Consider the following 15,188-nt stretch of genomic DNA (forward strand, 5'->3'; position numbering starts at 1 on the left):
TCCTGTAGCGCCTCAGCGCGCCTTCAGCATCATGATGTTGCCGCCCAGCACGCAGACGAGGCCAAGCGCTGCAATGGCGGTCCACTGATAGCCTTCAAAGACTGTTGAAAGCGTGAGCGCGACAACCGGGAACATGACCGTTGCGTAACCGGCGCGGGCAGAGCCGACCCGGCCGAGCAGCGTCAGGTAGGAGGCAAAGGCGATCACGGACGAGACAACCGCGAGAAACACCATCCCGCCGAAATAGGAATACGACCACTCGACGGCAAAGCTCTGGCCGCGAAGCGCCGAAAATACGCCCAGAAAACAAGCCCCATAGACCATTCCCCAGGCGGTGGCCGGCGCAACGGCGATGCCCTTTTTCTGTGTGTCCGCGGACACCATGTTGCCGAAGCAGAAGGACAGGGTGCCTGCGATACACATGCCCAGTCCCACGGCGGCGTGTGTGTTGAACTCGGCATCCGCGAATTTCGGCCAGAACATGAACGCGATTCCGGCAAAGCCCAGAAAGCCCGCGGCGAGGGCAAGTGGGTTCGGGCGCTGACCGAACAGGACCAGGCCCAGGAACAGGTTGAAAATCGATGCCGTTGAGAAGATGACCGCGAGAAGACCGGAGGGTATCTGCATGGCACCGTAGTAGAACAGCGTGAAATTGGTCGAGAAAAGAAGCGCGCCGAGGCCCGCGAACCGGAGGTGTTCGCGTAAACCGAAGGAAAGTGTGTGCCCCCGAAACTTGACCCAGGCCATCATGATCGATGCGGCCAGAACAAACCGCCAGAACACTGACACTTCCGGAACAACGGTCGCGACCTGGCTCTTCATGGCGATCCAGCTGAAACCCCAGGCGAGCACCGTCACGGCATAAAGACCATAGTCAGTGGCCGAAAAGCCGCTCGGGTCGCGGCGTATCGCGGAAGAAGCGACGCTCATGAAAACACCATGTCCTGAAAATCCTTGTCTGGAATCTGGCGCGGCACCCGGTTCGGTGCAAATGATTGTTTTTGATGTTTTCATCACAGTTGCAGATGATTAATACCAACCTCAAAAAGTAAGAATCTGTTCGACCGTGATACGAGCGTGTTCCGCGAGGAGCGTGTCGCGGGGCGATGTGGGGCATCGGCCAAGATGCGCAACGCGGCGGAACGCTCTCATGTCGCGGCCTCCGGTGGTTTTTTCAGGCCCGCCGGACTGCGTCGCGCCGCTTGACCGGCCAACCAGGCCGGCCCGCGTACCGCTCCTTACCGGCGAACCTGAAAAAGACCATCGAATAGGTTCTTACTTATTGAGGTTGGTATAACGTCTTGTCGATTTGAATGCGGACGCCCCCTACGGAGCTGTTTCAGAAGATGCCTCTGCTCGTGATTGAGAACTATCCGAAGGCCGATCTTGCGGCGTTCGGCAGGAAGGCGGACGCCATGGGGATCGCATACCGGGTCGTCAGGGCCTACGCGGGGGAGACCGTGCCGGATAGTGCCGGACACCACAGCGGCCTGGTCGTGCTCGGAGGCGGGCAGGATGCCCTGGCCGATGCGCAGTACCCGTTCTTGCCGGACGTATGCGAATTGATCAGGCGCTTTCATGAGGAAAGCCGTCCGGTGCTCGGCATCTGCCTCGGCTGCCAGCTGATCGGCCGGGCATTCGGCGCCGACAACATTCTGGCGCGGCCGATCGAGTTCGGCTGGCACCAGGTGACGCCCACGGCGGCGGGGCGGAACGATCCGGTGCTCAAGGCGCTGGGTGAGGGCGGTCCGCTCTTCCACTGGCACACCGACACCGTGTCGCTGCCCGAGGGTGCGGTTCACCTCGCAAGCAGCGCGATGACGCCCATCCAGGCGTTCCGCATGGGTCGTGCGACCTATGCCATCCAGTTTCACTTCGAAGCCGCACTTGAGGACGTCACCGGCTGGTCGCATCACCTTGCAGATGAAATCCTGCCCCATACGCCCGACTGGCCGGAGCGCATGGAGCAAGAAGCGAGGCTGAACGCCGGCGAGGCGGACCGGATCGGCACGGCCCTTACCGAAGCCTGGCTCGGGCTCCTTTAATCGCAGAGATTAGAGAACCAGGTTGTGCCGGCCGACGTCCTTGATGTCGGTCTCCCCGCACAGCCCCATGGTCACGTCGAGTTCCTTGTGAATCATCTCCAGGACCTTGGTGACGCCCGGTTTTCCCATCGCACCGAGGCCATAGATGAAGGCACGGCCGATATAGGTGCCGTGGGCGCCCATCGCGACCGCGCGGAAAACGTCCTGTCCCGAACGTATGCCACCGTCGAACTGGACTTCGATCCTGTCGCCGACCGCGTCGACGATATCTCCGAGGACGTCGTAAGAGGCAAGGGCACCATCGAGCTGGCGGCCGCCATGGTTCGACACCACGATTGCGTCGGCACCGATTTCAGCGGCGGTCTTGGCGTCCTCCACATCATTGATGCCCTTGAGGATCAGCTTGCGGTCCCAGTGCTTCTTGACCCACTCCACGGACGACCAGTCGAGGGTCGGGTCGAACTGGCTCGCGGTCCATTCCGCGAGGGAGGTCATGTCGTCGACGCCGGAGACATGGCCGGTGATGTTGCCGAACTCACGCCGTTTGGTCTGCAGCATGTTCAGGCACCAGCGCGGCTTGAACGCAAGATCGAGCAGAACATGCGGTTTGGGCTTCGGAGGCGTGCTCAGGCCGTTCTTGATATCCTGGTGGCGCTGTCCGAGAACCTGCAGATCGAGCGTCAGCACGAGGGCCGAACAGTCGGCGGCCTTGGCCCGTTGCATCAGGCTCTCGGAAAACCCGCGGTCGCGCATGACATAGAGTTGGAACCAGAACGGGTTCTTCGTGTGTTCGGCCACATCCTCGATCGAGCACACGCTCATGGTCGACAGCGTGAAGGGAACGCCGAATTCTTCTGCTGCCTGTGCCGCCAGGATTTCCCCATCCGCATGTTGCATGCCGGTCAGGCCGACCGGGGCAAGCGCGACCGGCATGGAGACATCCTGTCCGGTCATGGTGCTCTCGACCGACCTGTTGTCGATATTGCGCGCGACGCGCTGGCGCAGCTTCTGGCGCTGCAGTGCGGCCTCGTTCGCGTGGTAGGTGCTTTGCGTCCAGGAGCCGGTGTCCGCATAGTCATAGAACATTTTCGGGACGCGGCGTTTCGCCAGCGCCTGCATGTCGGCAACATCGGTTACGATTGTCATGGTTCATCCTCCCGGATTGTCAGGATCTTGCAGATTTCTTGAGGGGTTTGACGCGCCTGAGTTCAGCCAGCCGTTCCCGCTGATCGAGCTGCTCGGCTTCGCTCAGCGTGCCGCGTACATAGTCGATGTGCTCTTCCGAAGTGCGCCGTGCGCCCGCGGGGTCCGCAGTGCAGATGGCCGCCGCGATCGCGCTGTGCTGCTGCAGCAATTCACTGCGCGCCGTGGGATGGTGATAGAGCCGGCCCCGATTGTAGAAGACGCCGTTTTCAAGCAGTCGGTAGCACGAACGCAGCGTGTGCAGCATGACGACATTGTGGGCGGCTTCACCGACTGCATGGTGAAAGTCGACATCAAGCAATGCTTCGGCGGTTAGGTCTTCCGCCTCATGTGCGCGGTGCATCTGCCGAACGATTTCTTGCAGGCGCTCGATGTCGGACGGTGCGGCACGCATCGCCGCCTGGGCTGCCGCCTGTCCCTCGATGCCCCTTCGAAACTCGAAATAGTCACTGATCGCGGACGGGTGCCGCGCAATCAGTTCGATGACGGCATCGGAGAAGATCGGCCCGATCAGGTCGCAAACGAAGGTTCCACCGCCACGGCGCGCTTCGATCAGCCTGCGTTCTTCAAGGATCTTGAGCGCGTCCCGCAACACCGGCCGCGACACTTTCATCTGTTCGGCAAGGTCCCGCTCCGAAGGCAGCCGGTCACCTGAATGAAGGACACCTTTCAGAATCAGGTTCTCAATCTGCTCGACTACAGCATCGGCGGTTTTCTGATGATCGACAGGCTGGAACATGTCCGCGGGGTCCCCAGTGTTTCGGCGCACAATAGGGATGGTTTCTCAATTGGTCAATTTTTTTATCCAATTTTGCCGTTTCGTGGCCGGCACCGGCGCGGCCATCGCCACCTGTGACAATATTAGACCTTGGTATAACGCGTCCGGTGTGAGCAAAGTAGGCGCAGTCTTCATAGGGGCGAGGCGGGAATCTTGGGACAGGGATCAGAAAACGGGTCGACACTGCCGGCCTTTCGCACATCGCCGATGCGCGAGCGGGTGCTGGGTGAGGTACATGCGCGGCCCTTCCGTCCGCTTGCCGGTCCCCGGACGATCCTGCACTACGCGTTCCTCGCCAATACGGAGGAAGCGGCCGCCGATCAGGCATGGCTTTCGGAGTTCTGCGTTTCCAGGGGAGCACCGGGTCCGGCCCCCGGCACGAGGCACCACACCCTGTCCTTTGGCGGCGGTACCCTGAGCTGGGAGCAGCATGCCGAGTTCATCACCTACACCTGGGACGGGGCGGCACGGGCAGACCGGATTTTCGGCGACCTGCCGGCGGCCCATCCCTTTGGAGCAGCGTTCCGTGCACCGGGCGATCTTCTGGTTGCCGTCCGGCTGGAACTGCGTGACCCCGCCGAGGAAACCGACTGGCGCGGCCATTTCGAGGAAAGCAGTCTGACGGTGTCGACACTGGAGGACGGCGCGGCCCTTGCGGCAACGGATTTCCGGCAGGATGGCGATGGGCTGACCCGCATTCTGGTGTTCAACCGGTCACTGAGCGACGTGCAGGCCGGAGCCGTCGTGCAACGGCTTCTGGAAATCGAAACATACCGCACGCTGGCGATGCTCGGTCTGTTCGAGGCGAGCGGCCTTCAGCCCGGGATCCGGCGCGCCGAGATCGAGCTTGCCGAGTTGACCGGGCAGATGAAGGATGCCTCGGCCCTCGGCGCAAACCAGGAACTGCTGGACAAGTTCACCGAACTGGCCGCCGTCCTCGAAGCCGGTGCAACCGCAAGCAGCTTCCGTTTCGGCGCGAGCCGGGCATATGACGAAATCGTCAAGGCGCGGTTCGCAACCTTGAACGAGGCTGCCGCGCCCGGTGAGCTATCCATGTCGTCATTTCTGGGGCGTCGCCTTGCGCCTGCGATGCGCACCTGTCAGGCGATCGAGGACAGGCAGGCGATGTTGTCACAAAAGCTCGCCCGGGCGACCACGCTATTGCGCACCCGGGTCGATGTCGAACTCGAGCGCCAGAACCGGAGCCTGTTGCAGTCGATGAACCGCAGGGCCCGGCTGCAGCTGAGACTGCAGCAGACCGTCGAAGGCCTGTCGGTCGCGGCCGTCAGCTACTATGTCGTCGGACTGATCTCCTATCTGGCAAAAGCGGCCAAGGATGCGGGTCTTCCGGTTCCGAACGCGAACATCACGACGGGTCTGGCTGTCCCGCTGGTCGTGCTTCTGATCTGGTGGGTGGTCCGCCGGATCCGCAAGCATCACACTGGGGAATGAAAAGAGGCCGGGAAATCCCGGCCTCGTGTATCGTCGGATTGTCCCGAGTTTACTTGGTGGTACCGTCCTCATTGTACTGCGCGAGATACGCAATAACGTTGGCGCGATCCTCTTCCTTGCGAAGGCCGGCGAACGCCATCTTGCCTTTGGGAATGAGGTCCTTCGGCTTCGTCAGGTAGATATCCAGCGTCGCCGCATCCCATACCTTGCCGTCGCTCAGTTCGACGAGGTTGTTGGAATACTTGAACCCGTCGATGCGGCCCCATGCGGCGTCAACAACGCCGTTGAGCTGCGGCCCCACCTTGTTCTTGGCATTTTCTCCTACAGCGTGGCAGGCGGCACACCTCTTGAAGATTTTTTCACCCTTGACAGGGTCACCCTCGGCACTTGCCTGAGCAGTCAGGGCCAGAAGCGCGCTTCCGGCGATCATCAGCAGACGATACATACATCTCTCCCTCAATTTGCGTGCAAAAGCACACGCACACACAACAGGATGGAACCCGAAAGTGCAAGTGACGCACGGTCGCATCTGGAGAGATACTAATCCGCATTCGGGCGGCAGCGCTCTCAAAAGCGAGTGATCAACTTGCCTTCGCGTTGCTTGGCAACCGCAGCCAGTCGTCAAGTCCCGCGTCCCAGTAAGGCGAGGAACCGTAGAGCTTTGCCAGGAAGTCGATGAACACCCGGACCTTGGCAGGAAGGAACTGCCGGCTCGGATAAACGGCGTAAAGCCCGACATCCTTTGAGGCGCGGTACTGCGGCAACAGGATTTTCAGCTTTCCTTCGCGCAGCTCCGGACCGACGTCCCAGGTCGAGCGCAGAGCAATGCCGACGCCCTCGAGCAGGCATTCCCGCACGACCTCATTCGAATTGGTCTTGATCGGCGCTTGTGTTCTGACTGTCTCGATGCCCTGCGGGCCGGCCAGCCGCCACGGATCCTGGTTCGTCGCGGCAAGCGTCACATGATTGCTTGCAAGGTCTTCGATGCTCTGGGGAACCCCGTGTTTCTCGAGATACTCCGGGCTTGCGCACAAGATGCGATGCACGGGCGCTAGTCGGCGGGCGACCAGGCTGGAGTCCGACAGTTCGGCAATCCGGACCGCCAGATCGTAGCCGTCGCCGACGATATCCACGAAGTCGTCGGACAGGTCCAGATTGACGGCCAGGTCAGGGTTCTCGGAAAGGAACCGTCCGAGATGCGGCGCGATGTGCAGCCGTCCGAATGATGTCGGGACGGCGACGCGCAGGTTGCCCCGTGCCTTTGCCGAGCCACGAGAAACGAACGACTCCGCCTCTTCCACGGAGGCGAGGATCGCAACAACACGTTCATAGAAACCCTGACCGGCCTCCGTCATGGCGATCTGGCGTGTTGTCCGCTGCAGGAGGCGCGTTCCGAGCTTTTCTTCGAGCCGGCGGATCCTCTTGGAAACCACGGCCGGCGACAGGCTCATCTCACGACCGGCCGCCGACATGCTGCCCGAGCTTACCACGCGTGCGAAGATTTCCATGTCCGTAAGATTGCTCATTTTCAATCTCTCAGAAAGACAATTATTGTTCAGCGAACACTTCCCAACGCGACCAGACTTGTCACATGCTGGAAAAGCCGATGAACTACCAGCACCTGTTACGACAGGGCGAGCCGACTGGATCAATTTTATGAAAACCGCGAGGAGACAGCCGTGACCGCGATCGCGATGCCTGCACCGGACGAGGACGTTCTTGCCCGCCGCGTGGACATACTGAAAGCCCTTCAGGCAATCGTGCCCGGCGAAGGTGTGATCCACGAAGAACGCGAAATGCGGGCTTACGAGACCGATGCCCTGACCGCCTATCGCCAGTTGCCGCTGATCGTCGTGCTGCCCGAAACCGTCGAGCAGGTCTCGAAGGTCCTGAAATACTGTCATGACAACGACGTGAAGGTCGTGCCGCGCGGTGCCGGAACCTCCCTGTCCGGCGGGGCGTTGCCGCTCGCCGATGGCGTCCTCCTGTCCATGATGAAATTCAACAGGGTCCTGGATATCGATTTCGACAATCGCGCGGTTGTCGTTCAGCCGGGGGTCACGAATCTCGGTATCACGCGGGCGGTGGAGCACGAGGGCTTTTACTACGCACCTGATCCGTCGTCGCAGATCGCCTGTTCCATCGGCGGCAACATCGCGGAAAACTCCGGCGGTGTGCACTGTCTGAAATACGGCCTGACGACCAATAACGTGCTTGGTCTGGAAATGGTCCTGATCAACGGCGAGGTGGTTCGGCTCGGCGGCAAGCATCTGGACAGCGAGGGATACGATCTCCTGGCACTGATGACAGGGTCCGAGGGACTGCTGGGCGTCGTGACCGAGGTGACGGTCCGGATCCTGCAGAAGCCGGAAACCGCACGCGCGCTCCTGATCGGGTTCCCGACAAGCGAAGACGGCGGGCGCTGCGTCGCCGACATCATCGCGGCCGGCATCATTCCCGGCGGCATGGAGATGATGGACAAGCCGGCGATCCATGCGGCCGAGGATTTTGTCAATGCAGGGTACCCGCGGGACGTGGAGGCGCTTCTGATCGTCGAACTGGACGGGCCGGAGGATGAGGTCAATTTCCTGATCGGGCGCGTGGAGGAAATCGCCAGGCAGAACCAGGCGAGCCATGTGCGCATTTCGGAGAGCGAAGAAGAGCGCATGACCTTCTGGGCCGGACGCAAGGCCGCCTTTCCTGCTGTCGGCCGGATCTCGCCGGACTATCTGTGCATGGATGGCACCATTCCCCGCCGCGAACTGCCGAAGGTTCTGGCACGCATGCGCGAATTGTCCGAAAAGCACGGGCTCGGCGTCGCCAACGTCTTTCATGCGGGAGACGGCAATCTCCACCCGCTCATTCTCTACGATGCAAACAAGCCGGGCGAGCTGGATGCAGCGGAAGAATTCGGTGCCGATATCCTGCGCCTGTGCGTGGAGGTCGGCGGCGTATTGACCGGTGAGCACGGCGTCGGCATTGAAAAGCGCGATCTGATGACGGACATGTTCTCCGACGCGGATCTGAAGCAGCAGCAGCGAGTCAAATGCGCCTTCGATGAAAAACACCTGCTCAACCCGGGCAAGGTGTTTCCCGTCCTGCATCGCTGCGCGGAGCTGGGCAAGATGCACGTCCACAAGGGCCAGTTGCCTTTCCCCGACATTCCCCGGTTCTGAGGATCACGACAAATGGATGCGACACTGAAACCGCGGACGACGCAGGAACTCGAGGATGTGGTAAAATGGGCGGCCGCCGAGGAACAGCCGCTAGAGATCATTGGCCAGGGCTCCAAGCGGGGCCTGGGTCGGCCGGTTCAGGCCGCGCATGTTCTGGACCTGTCGGACATTTCGGGTGTCGACAGCTACGAACCGGCGGAGCTTATCCTCACCGTGAAGGCCGGGACGCCGATCGCCGAGGTTGAAAAACTCGTTGACGAAAACGCGCAGGAACTCTCCTTCGAGCCGATGGATTACGGGCCCTTGCAGGGTGTCGACGCAGGCAAGGGCACCGTCGGCGGGGTGCTGGCTGCGAACCTGTCAGGGCCGCGGCGCATCAAGGCTGGCGCGGCCCGGGACCATGTTCTCGGAATGGAAGCTGTTTCCGGACGTGGGGAAATCTTCAATTCGGGAGGCAAGGTGGTCAAGAATGTGACCGGCTACGACTTGCCACGCGCGCTGTGCGGTTCCTTCGGGACCCTGGCCGTCGCCTCGACCGTCACGTTGAAGGTCAACCCGAAACCGGAAACGTCGGCCTCGTTCGTTCTCACGGGGCTCGGAGACGAAAGCGCCATTGCGGCCCTGTGCCAGGCGATGGGGTCATCGGCGGAGGTCTCCGGCGCAGCACATCTCCCGGCTGGCGTCGGCGGTGAAAAGAGCCGCACGATCCTCCGGCTGGAAGGCTTCGAGACATCGGTCGACTACCGGTTCAAGGGGCTCCAGAAGCTGCTGAGCGCTTTCGGCTCAGCCGAACGGCTTGCCGAAAATGACTCCAGGTCGCTGTGGCGGACGATCCGGGATGTCGAGCCGTTTGCCGGATCGAATGCCCCCGTCTGGCGCATCTCGGTTGCCCCGACACGGGGCCCGAAACTGGTTGAGCTTTTGCGCGGAAAGCTGGATATCGAGGCCTACTACGATTGGAGCGGCGGCCTCGTCTGGGTGTCTCTTGTCGACGGCCTCGTGCACGAAAGCGATATCCGCGGAACCCTGCTGGACGCCGGCGGCGGCCATGCCACCCTGGTGCGCGCTGTTCCGTCTGTCCGCTCCAACATGGACGTTTTTCAGCCGCAGCCGGCGCCGCTCGCGTCTCTGTCGGCGCGTCTGAAAGCGCAGTTTGATCCCAGCGGTATCCTCAATCCGGGACGCATGACGGCGGGGGTCTAGACGTTCGGCGTCACTTCCCTTGCGCTGTCAGCGCGCGCCTTGTCAAAGATGTTGCAATTCCGGGTCCGTCGCATAGGGTGAAACCCGTGTTGCCTGGCTTTCGGCGGGTGCGCACGATTGACGCATTTTTTGAGCGGAGTGGGGGAAATGAACGACCAAAGCGATGTCGCCGGGTACATGGAACCGGGCGGCAAGAATGCCACGCTGATCTACATCCTTTATCTCGTGAGCATCATCGTCGGGATCACGTCGATCGTCGGTGTGATCCTTGCCTATCTGAACAAGGGCAAGGCGGCCGAATGGGTGGATACTCACTACGTCTACCAGATCAGGACATTTTGGATCGGGTTCCTGTTCAGCATCATCGGCGTTGTCCTGATGTTCGTGTTCATCGGTGTTTTTGTTCTGATTGCGACGCTTGTCTGGGCCATCATCCGCTGCATCAAGGGCCTGCAACTTGCCGGTCGCGGAGAACCGGTCCCCAATCCCCAGACCTGGATGTTCTGAGCACCGAACACCCGTTTCAAAACCGGTTGATTGCGGGGGTGCCCTGTGCTCCGGCACCGGGCATCGGCGGAACGTGCATGGGACAGAATGTCCCTTTTTGCAAAACCCTTATGCCCGAAACGTACCTTGTGCCCCCTGGGGCCAAAGCTTACCATCGCGCGATCTGGGGTAACGGAGAGGGCGCACGGCGCAATGCAGACGAATTTTACCGCTGAGCAACTGAAGGACAGTCATGTTGCGGAGTCAGAGAAAATTCTGCGCAAATGCGTGCATTGCGGCTTTTGCACGGCCACCTGCCCGACCTTCACGCTGCTTGGCGACGAACTCGACAGCCCGCGCGGCCGCATCTACCTCATCAAGGACATGCTCGAGAACGATCGCCCGGCGGATGACAAGATCGTCAAGCATATCGACCGGTGCCTGTCCTGTCTGGCGTGCATGACGACATGCCCGTCCGGGGTGCATTACATGCATCTCGTCGACCATGCCCGCGCGCATATCGAAAAGACCTACAAGCGGCCGTTGCCGGACCGGTTGATGCGCGGCATCCTTTCTTTTGTGCTGCCATATCCGAAGCGTTTCCGCTTCGCCCTGATCGGCGCGTTCTTCGGCCGGCCGTTCGCCGGCATCCTGAAGTCGATGGGCGGAACGCTCGCACGAATGGGGGCCATGCTGGAACTGGCACCGGCGGCTGCGCCGATCCGCGGTGAGTTGGAGGGACCGGGCGTCTTCGAACCTGAAACAGCATCGAAGAAAGGACGCGTCGCGCTTTTGAGCGGCTGCGCTCAGCCGGTGCTCAACCCGGCCATCAACGACGCCACGATCCGGCTGCTGCGGCGGGCAGGGTATGAAATCGTCCTGCCCAGGGGCGAAGTCTGCTGCGGAGCGCTCGTTCATCACATGGGCAAGGAAGAAAGCGCACTGGAAAATGCCAGGCGGAATGTGGACGTGTGGATCAACGAGGCTGACGGTGAGGGGCTCGATGCGGTTCTGATCACTGCCTCCGGTTGCGGCACGACCATCAAGGATTACGGCTTCATGCTGCGCGAGGATCCCGCCTACGCCGAAAAGGCGGCCAGGGTGTCCGCACTTGCAAAGGACATCACCGAGTTCCTGACGGAAGTCGATCTCGGCACGCCCGCTCTCAAGCCCGGTTTGACGGTCGCCTATCACTCGGCCTGTTCCATGCAGCACGGCCAGAAAATTACGCGGCAGCCGAAAGATCTGCTCAAGGCCGCGGGGTTCGACGTCAAGGACGTGCCGGAAGGCCACCTTTGCTGCGGGTCTGCGGGAACCTACAACATCATGCAGCCCGAAATTGCGCGAAGGCTCCGGGACCGGAAAGTCGCCAACATCGAGAAGACGGCGCCCGATGTGATCGCCACGGGAAACATCGGCTGCATGACGCAGATCGGCCTGGGAACGGAGATCCCGATCCTCCATACCGCCGAGCTTCTCGATTGGGTCTATGGCGGCAGACAGCCCGAAGCGCTCGCCTCGCGCCCGGCGGAAGCGGCGGAGTAGGAGAAACGCTGCGCGCCGTCAGCTTTCGCGCGTGCCCAGCTGAACCGGTGTCTTGTCCGGCTCCTTATCCTGCGGTTGCCCCGACAGCCGCAATGTCCGCTCCAGCAGCTCTTCATAGATCGGGTTGCCGCCGAGATGATGCGCGGTCAGCGAGGCCGTCGTGCAAGTGACCAGGACCGGCATGATCAGCGCGTAGGCTCCCGTCAGCTCCATGACCAGCACGACACCGACGAGCGGCGCACGGACGGAAGCGGCGAAAAACCCGCCCATTGCGGCAACGGCGCAGGCCGAGCGGAAATCGTCTTCAATGGGAAGCGTTTCGACCGCCAGGACGCCGAAGGCAAGACCGGCACAGGTCGCGATGGAAAGCATCGGGGCGAAGATCCCGCCGGGGACGCCGGACGCGTAGGAAAACAGGACGCCGCCGAATCTCAGAAAGGTCAGCAGCAAAAGCGCAAGCACACCGTAGTGGCTGGAGATGAGGTTATGGACGAGATCTTCCCCCCCGCCGGTCGCGTCCGGAAACGCGTTCAGCAGGATGCCGGTGACCGCACCGATCGCCAGCGCGGGCAGCCAGCGCAGACGTTTCGGGATCTTCAGGAAGAGATCCATAACGATGATCAGCGCCCGGTTGAAGAAGACGCCGAGAGCTCCCAGCAAGATGCCCAGCACCGCGAGAAGAACATAGCTCCACACGGGCAGGTAATTGACGTCGACGACAAGCAGCGGCCCGGTCTGGGTCAGCTGTTCGGTCACGGCGGCGCTGAGGATCGATGCGATGATCACGGCCATGTAGGTCCGGTAGCCGAACGGGAATTGGCGCCGTGTTTCCTCGACGATGAACAAGATGGCGGCAAGCGGCGCGTTGAACGCGGCAGCCAGTCCGGCCGCAGCGCCGGCAGCGAGCAGCCCCTTGTGGTCGGCGGACGACATGTTGTGGGAGCGCGACAGCGCTTCAGCCGTCATCGCCCCCATGTGGATGGTCGGTCCTTCCCGCCCGAGCACAAGCCCGGACCCGAGCGCGAGCAGTCCTCCGAAAAACTTGGCGATGAGCACCTGCGGCCAGTGCACCGGCCGCTTGTCTTCCATCGCGCCCTCGATTTCCTGGATCCCGCTGCCGGCGGCTTCGGGCGCCACCCGCTGCACGAGCAGGAAGGCAGCAGTCACGCAGGATGCGGAAAGGAGAATCGAAACCGCGTAGGGAAGGACGCCTCCGCCGAGCGAGCTTCTCAGGGCGGCGTATTGTGCGAACAGGAACTCCAGGCCCGCGTGAAAGCCGGTCGCAAGTCCGCCGACGAGAAGACCGACCAGTGCGGCCTTTAAGAAATAGGCCGTGTCGGAACTTGCGGAGAAGATGTCGGAGCGCCGGGCCATACCCATTGGTCCTGAAAAATCGGAGCGGGGATTCGCTCGGTCACGCAGACAAACTGCAAAGAAACGGGAATTTGTGCAAGGCGCTGCTTCCCCCCGGACGCAAAACGCACGGGCAAGCCGTGCGTTTCCGTGTCAGATCTGGGGCCAGGGACGATGCCTTAAAGGACGTAGACCCTGGTGCCGACGCCGACGCGCTCGTAAAGGTCCATGACATCCTCATTGCGCATGCGAATGCAGCCGGACGAGACCGCGTGGCCGATGGTCCACGGCTGGTTGGAACCGTGAATGCGGTAGAGGGTCGATCCGAGATAAAGCGCGCGTGCACCGAGCGGGTTTTCCGGCCCTCCGGCCATGAAGGCCGGCAGCTCCGGACGGCGCTTGCGCATGGCTGCGGGCGGACGCCAGTCCGGCCATTCCGCCTTGCGCGTGATGCGGTGGGATCCGGCCCATTCGAAGCCGGGCTTGCCGACGCCCACGCCGTACCGGCGCGCGGTGCCGTCCGACTGAACGAGATAGAGAAAGCGGGCATTGGTGTCGATCACGATTGTGCCGGGCTTGTGCTTGCCGTTGTACTCGACGATCGTCGGCAGGAACTGCGGCGCGATCTGGCGTGTCTGCCGTTTCGGCTGCTGGCGGGCTGGCTCCATCCGGCGGGACCACCAGTTGGCGCGGCGCACCTGGGGCTGCTGAACCTGCCGGCGCTGGACAGGCGCGGCGCGGCGGGCGGCTCCCGGCTGCAGCTGCATCATCCAGGGTTCCGTGAGATTGGGGCTGAGGACCAGCGGTGGAGGGGCAACCTGTCCGGCGGTTGCCGGACCTGAGAAAAACGCGGTGCCGGCAAGGACGGCTCCGGCAAGAAACAAGACGTTCCAGGAACGTTTCATCTGAAAGAACATGGCGGCACTCTTTACTCAACTTCGACCAAGTCCACCGGCAATTGAACGGACCGGTTAACGAACTGGCAAGGATGATACGGACGCAAGTTCTTTCAAAAGTGAATCCCGAAGTGAGAAATTCGGTAAATGTTTCTTATGGTTATCCAAGTCTTGCGAAACAGGATTAATGGAATCTTTGTGGTGTGCCGCAGCCCCGCAACGCAGCCGTTTGGCGCACTGAAATCCTTGCCGTTTTCGCGGATCGTTGGTTAACGCACGCGCCGGCGTGCGTCGCGCGCCACCAGGGGCAGGAGCGGCTTGGTCTGCTTCATCGACATGCCCGGCCGGATCCGCGGATCGTAGAGCATGTTCAAAATGATCTGGTCGAAGATGGTGAAGCGGCTGTGGCGCGATGCATCGTTAAAGACGGAATGCGTCAGATCGCGGTTGTCGTTCATGGGGCCGAGGCCCTGCAGGATTTCTTCCACGAGACAACGGTTGAACAGGAACTCACCCTCGTCGGACACGATGACCGCGGCGGATCTTTTGATCCCGTTCCGGCCCGACACGACCCGAACGAGGCACCGCCCGGGCACCTTGGCCCGGTTGTTCTTGTAGATATCGCGCTGAACGACGGGAACGTACTGCGCGCGATCGACCACGAAGACCTCGAAATTCGCCGCAGCCGGGTCGTTGGTGATACTGGTTTTCAGTCCGCCGATCCGGCGATCGATCTCGCGCACGAAGCGGTGCACCACACGCGTGCGGTCCCGGCGGGAAAGATTGTGAACATAGAACGTGACCGGCTGGGTGAATTTCTTCACCAAGTATGGCCGCCAGCTCCAGCTGCGATATTCCAGCCCGAAGACGGTTTTCTCGAATCCCTTCAGGATTTCTTCCGTCGAAAATGAATCGTTTGCGGCGCGAACCGGCCCGGCGGCGACGAGCGCCGGGATGAGCAGACTGAGCAACAGAGCGGGCAGGTTTCGAAAACGCATACTCTTCATATATTTCAGAACGCCTTTCACAGCCACACAAGTTCACCGGTTTC

The 15,188-nt window shown here is 61.6% G+C and carries 14 protein-coding genes; 6 read left to right on the forward strand and 8 right to left on the reverse strand.

Going from position 1 to position 15,188, the window contains the following annotated elements:
* Positions 1-12 precede the first annotated feature (12 nt).
* Complete coding sequence (locus ACO07N_RS13705; protein WP_421981552.1) at positions 13-930, reverse strand: DMT family transporter; 918 nt, start codon at positions 928-930, stop codon at positions 13-15.
* A 416-nt stretch (positions 931-1,346) separates the two neighbouring features.
* Here ACO07N_RS13705 and ACO07N_RS13710 point away from each other — a divergent pair, with 416 nt between their 5' ends.
* Positions 1,347-2,045 (forward strand): type 1 glutamine amidotransferase, encoded by a 699-nt coding sequence (locus tag ACO07N_RS13710; protein WP_421981553.1) that lies wholly within the window; start codon positions 1,347-1,349, stop codon positions 2,043-2,045.
* Between the two features lie 9 nt (positions 2,046-2,054).
* Here the strand turns inward: ACO07N_RS13710 and ACO07N_RS13715 are convergent, their stop codons facing one another.
* Together ACO07N_RS13715 and ACO07N_RS13720 are read right to left on the reverse strand one after the other, a co-directional pair.
* A complete protein-coding gene (locus tag ACO07N_RS13715) occupies positions 2,055-3,191 on the reverse strand; it encodes an alpha-hydroxy acid oxidase (protein WP_421981554.1) in 1,137 nt (378 codons plus the stop codon).
* A 19-nt stretch (positions 3,192-3,210) separates the two neighbouring features.
* Positions 3,211-3,987, reverse strand: coding sequence for a FadR/GntR family transcriptional regulator (locus ACO07N_RS13720; protein WP_421981555.1), 777 nt, complete (start codon positions 3,985-3,987; stop codon positions 3,211-3,213).
* Between the two features lie 192 nt (positions 3,988-4,179).
* Here ACO07N_RS13720 and ACO07N_RS13725 point away from each other — a divergent pair, with 192 nt between their 5' ends.
* The gene (locus ACO07N_RS13725; protein ID WP_421981556.1) at positions 4,180-5,478 is read left to right on the forward strand and encodes a DUF3422 family protein; all 1,299 of its coding nucleotides are present in this window, start codon (positions 4,180-4,182) and stop codon (positions 5,476-5,478) included.
* Between the two features lie 49 nt (positions 5,479-5,527).
* Here the strand turns inward: ACO07N_RS13725 and ACO07N_RS13730 are convergent, their stop codons facing one another.
* Positions 5,528-5,923 (reverse strand): c-type cytochrome, encoded by a 396-nt coding sequence (locus ACO07N_RS13730; RefSeq protein WP_421981557.1) that lies wholly within the window; start codon positions 5,921-5,923, stop codon positions 5,528-5,530.
* Between the two features lie 136 nt (positions 5,924-6,059).
* Positions 6,060-7,004 carry a LysR family transcriptional regulator gene (locus ACO07N_RS13735; RefSeq protein WP_421981558.1) on the reverse strand — a complete coding sequence of 315 codons (945 nt, stop codon included), beginning with the start codon at positions 7,002-7,004 and terminating at the stop codon, positions 6,060-6,062.
* 153 nt (positions 7,005-7,157) lie between these two features.
* Between ACO07N_RS13735 and ACO07N_RS13740 the strand changes: the two genes are divergently transcribed.
* From ACO07N_RS13740 to glcF, 4 genes are all read left to right on the forward strand, one after another.
* Positions 7,158-8,654 (forward strand): FAD-linked oxidase C-terminal domain-containing protein, encoded by a 1,497-nt coding sequence (locus ACO07N_RS13740; protein ID WP_421981559.1) that lies wholly within the window; start codon positions 7,158-7,160, stop codon positions 8,652-8,654.
* A gap of 12 nt (positions 8,655-8,666) precedes the next feature.
* Positions 8,667-9,857, forward strand: coding sequence for a glycolate oxidase subunit GlcE (glcE, locus tag ACO07N_RS13745; protein ID WP_421981560.1), 1,191 nt, complete (start codon positions 8,667-8,669; stop codon positions 9,855-9,857).
* A gap of 147 nt (positions 9,858-10,004) precedes the next feature.
* Entirely contained in the window at positions 10,005-10,364 is a 360-nt protein-coding gene (locus ACO07N_RS13750; protein WP_421981561.1) for a DUF4870 family protein, read from the forward strand.
* Positions 10,365-10,556: 192 nt separating this feature from the next.
* A complete protein-coding gene (gene glcF, locus ACO07N_RS13755; RefSeq protein WP_421981562.1) occupies positions 10,557-11,888 on the forward strand; it encodes a glycolate oxidase subunit GlcF in 1,332 nt (443 codons plus the stop codon).
* 18 nt (positions 11,889-11,906) lie between these two features.
* Here the strand turns inward: glcF and clcA are convergent, their stop codons facing one another.
* From clcA to ACO07N_RS13770, 3 genes are all read right to left on the reverse strand, one after another.
* On the reverse strand, positions 11,907-13,262 hold the full coding sequence (gene clcA / locus ACO07N_RS13760; protein WP_421981563.1) for a H(+)/Cl(-) exchange transporter ClcA: 1,356 nt from the start codon (positions 13,260-13,262) through the stop codon (positions 11,907-11,909).
* A 158-nt stretch (positions 13,263-13,420) separates the two neighbouring features.
* On the reverse strand, positions 13,421-14,158 hold the full coding sequence (locus ACO07N_RS13765; protein ID WP_421981564.1) for a L,D-transpeptidase: 738 nt from the start codon (positions 14,156-14,158) through the stop codon (positions 13,421-13,423).
* A 248-nt stretch (positions 14,159-14,406) separates the two neighbouring features.
* Positions 14,407-15,135 carry a DUF2927 domain-containing protein gene (locus ACO07N_RS13770; RefSeq protein ID WP_421981565.1) on the reverse strand — a complete coding sequence of 243 codons (729 nt, stop codon included), beginning with the start codon at positions 15,133-15,135 and terminating at the stop codon, positions 14,407-14,409.
* Positions 15,136-15,188: the final 53 nt, after the last annotated feature.

Origin of the sequence: Roseibium sp. (genome assembly GCF_965229775.1) — a bacterium.
Classification (GTDB): Bacteria; Pseudomonadota; Alphaproteobacteria; order Rhizobiales; family Stappiaceae; genus Roseibium.

Coding starts and splice junctions, on each gene's coding strand:
- clcA (WP_421981563.1), bottom strand. CDS start 13,262: ATGGCCCGGCGCTCCGACATCTTCTCCGCAAGTTCCGACACGGCCTAT.
- ACO07N_RS13750 (WP_421981561.1), top strand. CDS start 10,005: ATGAACGACCAAAGCGATGTCGCCGGGTACATGGAACCGGGCGGCAAG.
- glcE (WP_421981560.1), top strand. CDS start 8,667: ATGGATGCGACACTGAAACCGCGGACGACGCAGGAACTCGAGGATGTG.
- ACO07N_RS13730 (WP_421981557.1), bottom strand. CDS start 5,923: ATGTATCGTCTGCTGATGATCGCCGGAAGCGCGCTTCTGGCCCTGACT.
- ACO07N_RS13720 (WP_421981555.1), bottom strand. CDS start 3,987: ATGTTCCAGCCTGTCGATCATCAGAAAACCGCCGATGCTGTAGTCGAG.
- ACO07N_RS13705 (WP_421981552.1), bottom strand. CDS start 930: ATGAGCGTCGCTTCTTCCGCGATACGCCGCGACCCGAGCGGCTTTTCG.
- ACO07N_RS13770 (WP_421981565.1), bottom strand. CDS start 15,135: ATGCGTTTTCGAAACCTGCCCGCTCTGTTGCTCAGTCTGCTCATCCCG.
- ACO07N_RS13765 (WP_421981564.1), bottom strand. CDS start 14,158: ATGTTCTTTCAGATGAAACGTTCCTGGAACGTCTTGTTTCTTGCCGGA.
- glcF (WP_421981562.1), top strand. CDS start 10,557: ATGCAGACGAATTTTACCGCTGAGCAACTGAAGGACAGTCATGTTGCG.
- ACO07N_RS13715 (WP_421981554.1), bottom strand. CDS start 3,191: ATGACAATCGTAACCGATGTTGCCGACATGCAGGCGCTGGCGAAACGC.
- ACO07N_RS13735 (WP_421981558.1), bottom strand. CDS start 7,004: ATGAGCAATCTTACGGACATGGAAATCTTCGCACGCGTGGTAAGCTCG.
- ACO07N_RS13710 (WP_421981553.1), top strand. CDS start 1,347: ATGCCTCTGCTCGTGATTGAGAACTATCCGAAGGCCGATCTTGCGGCG.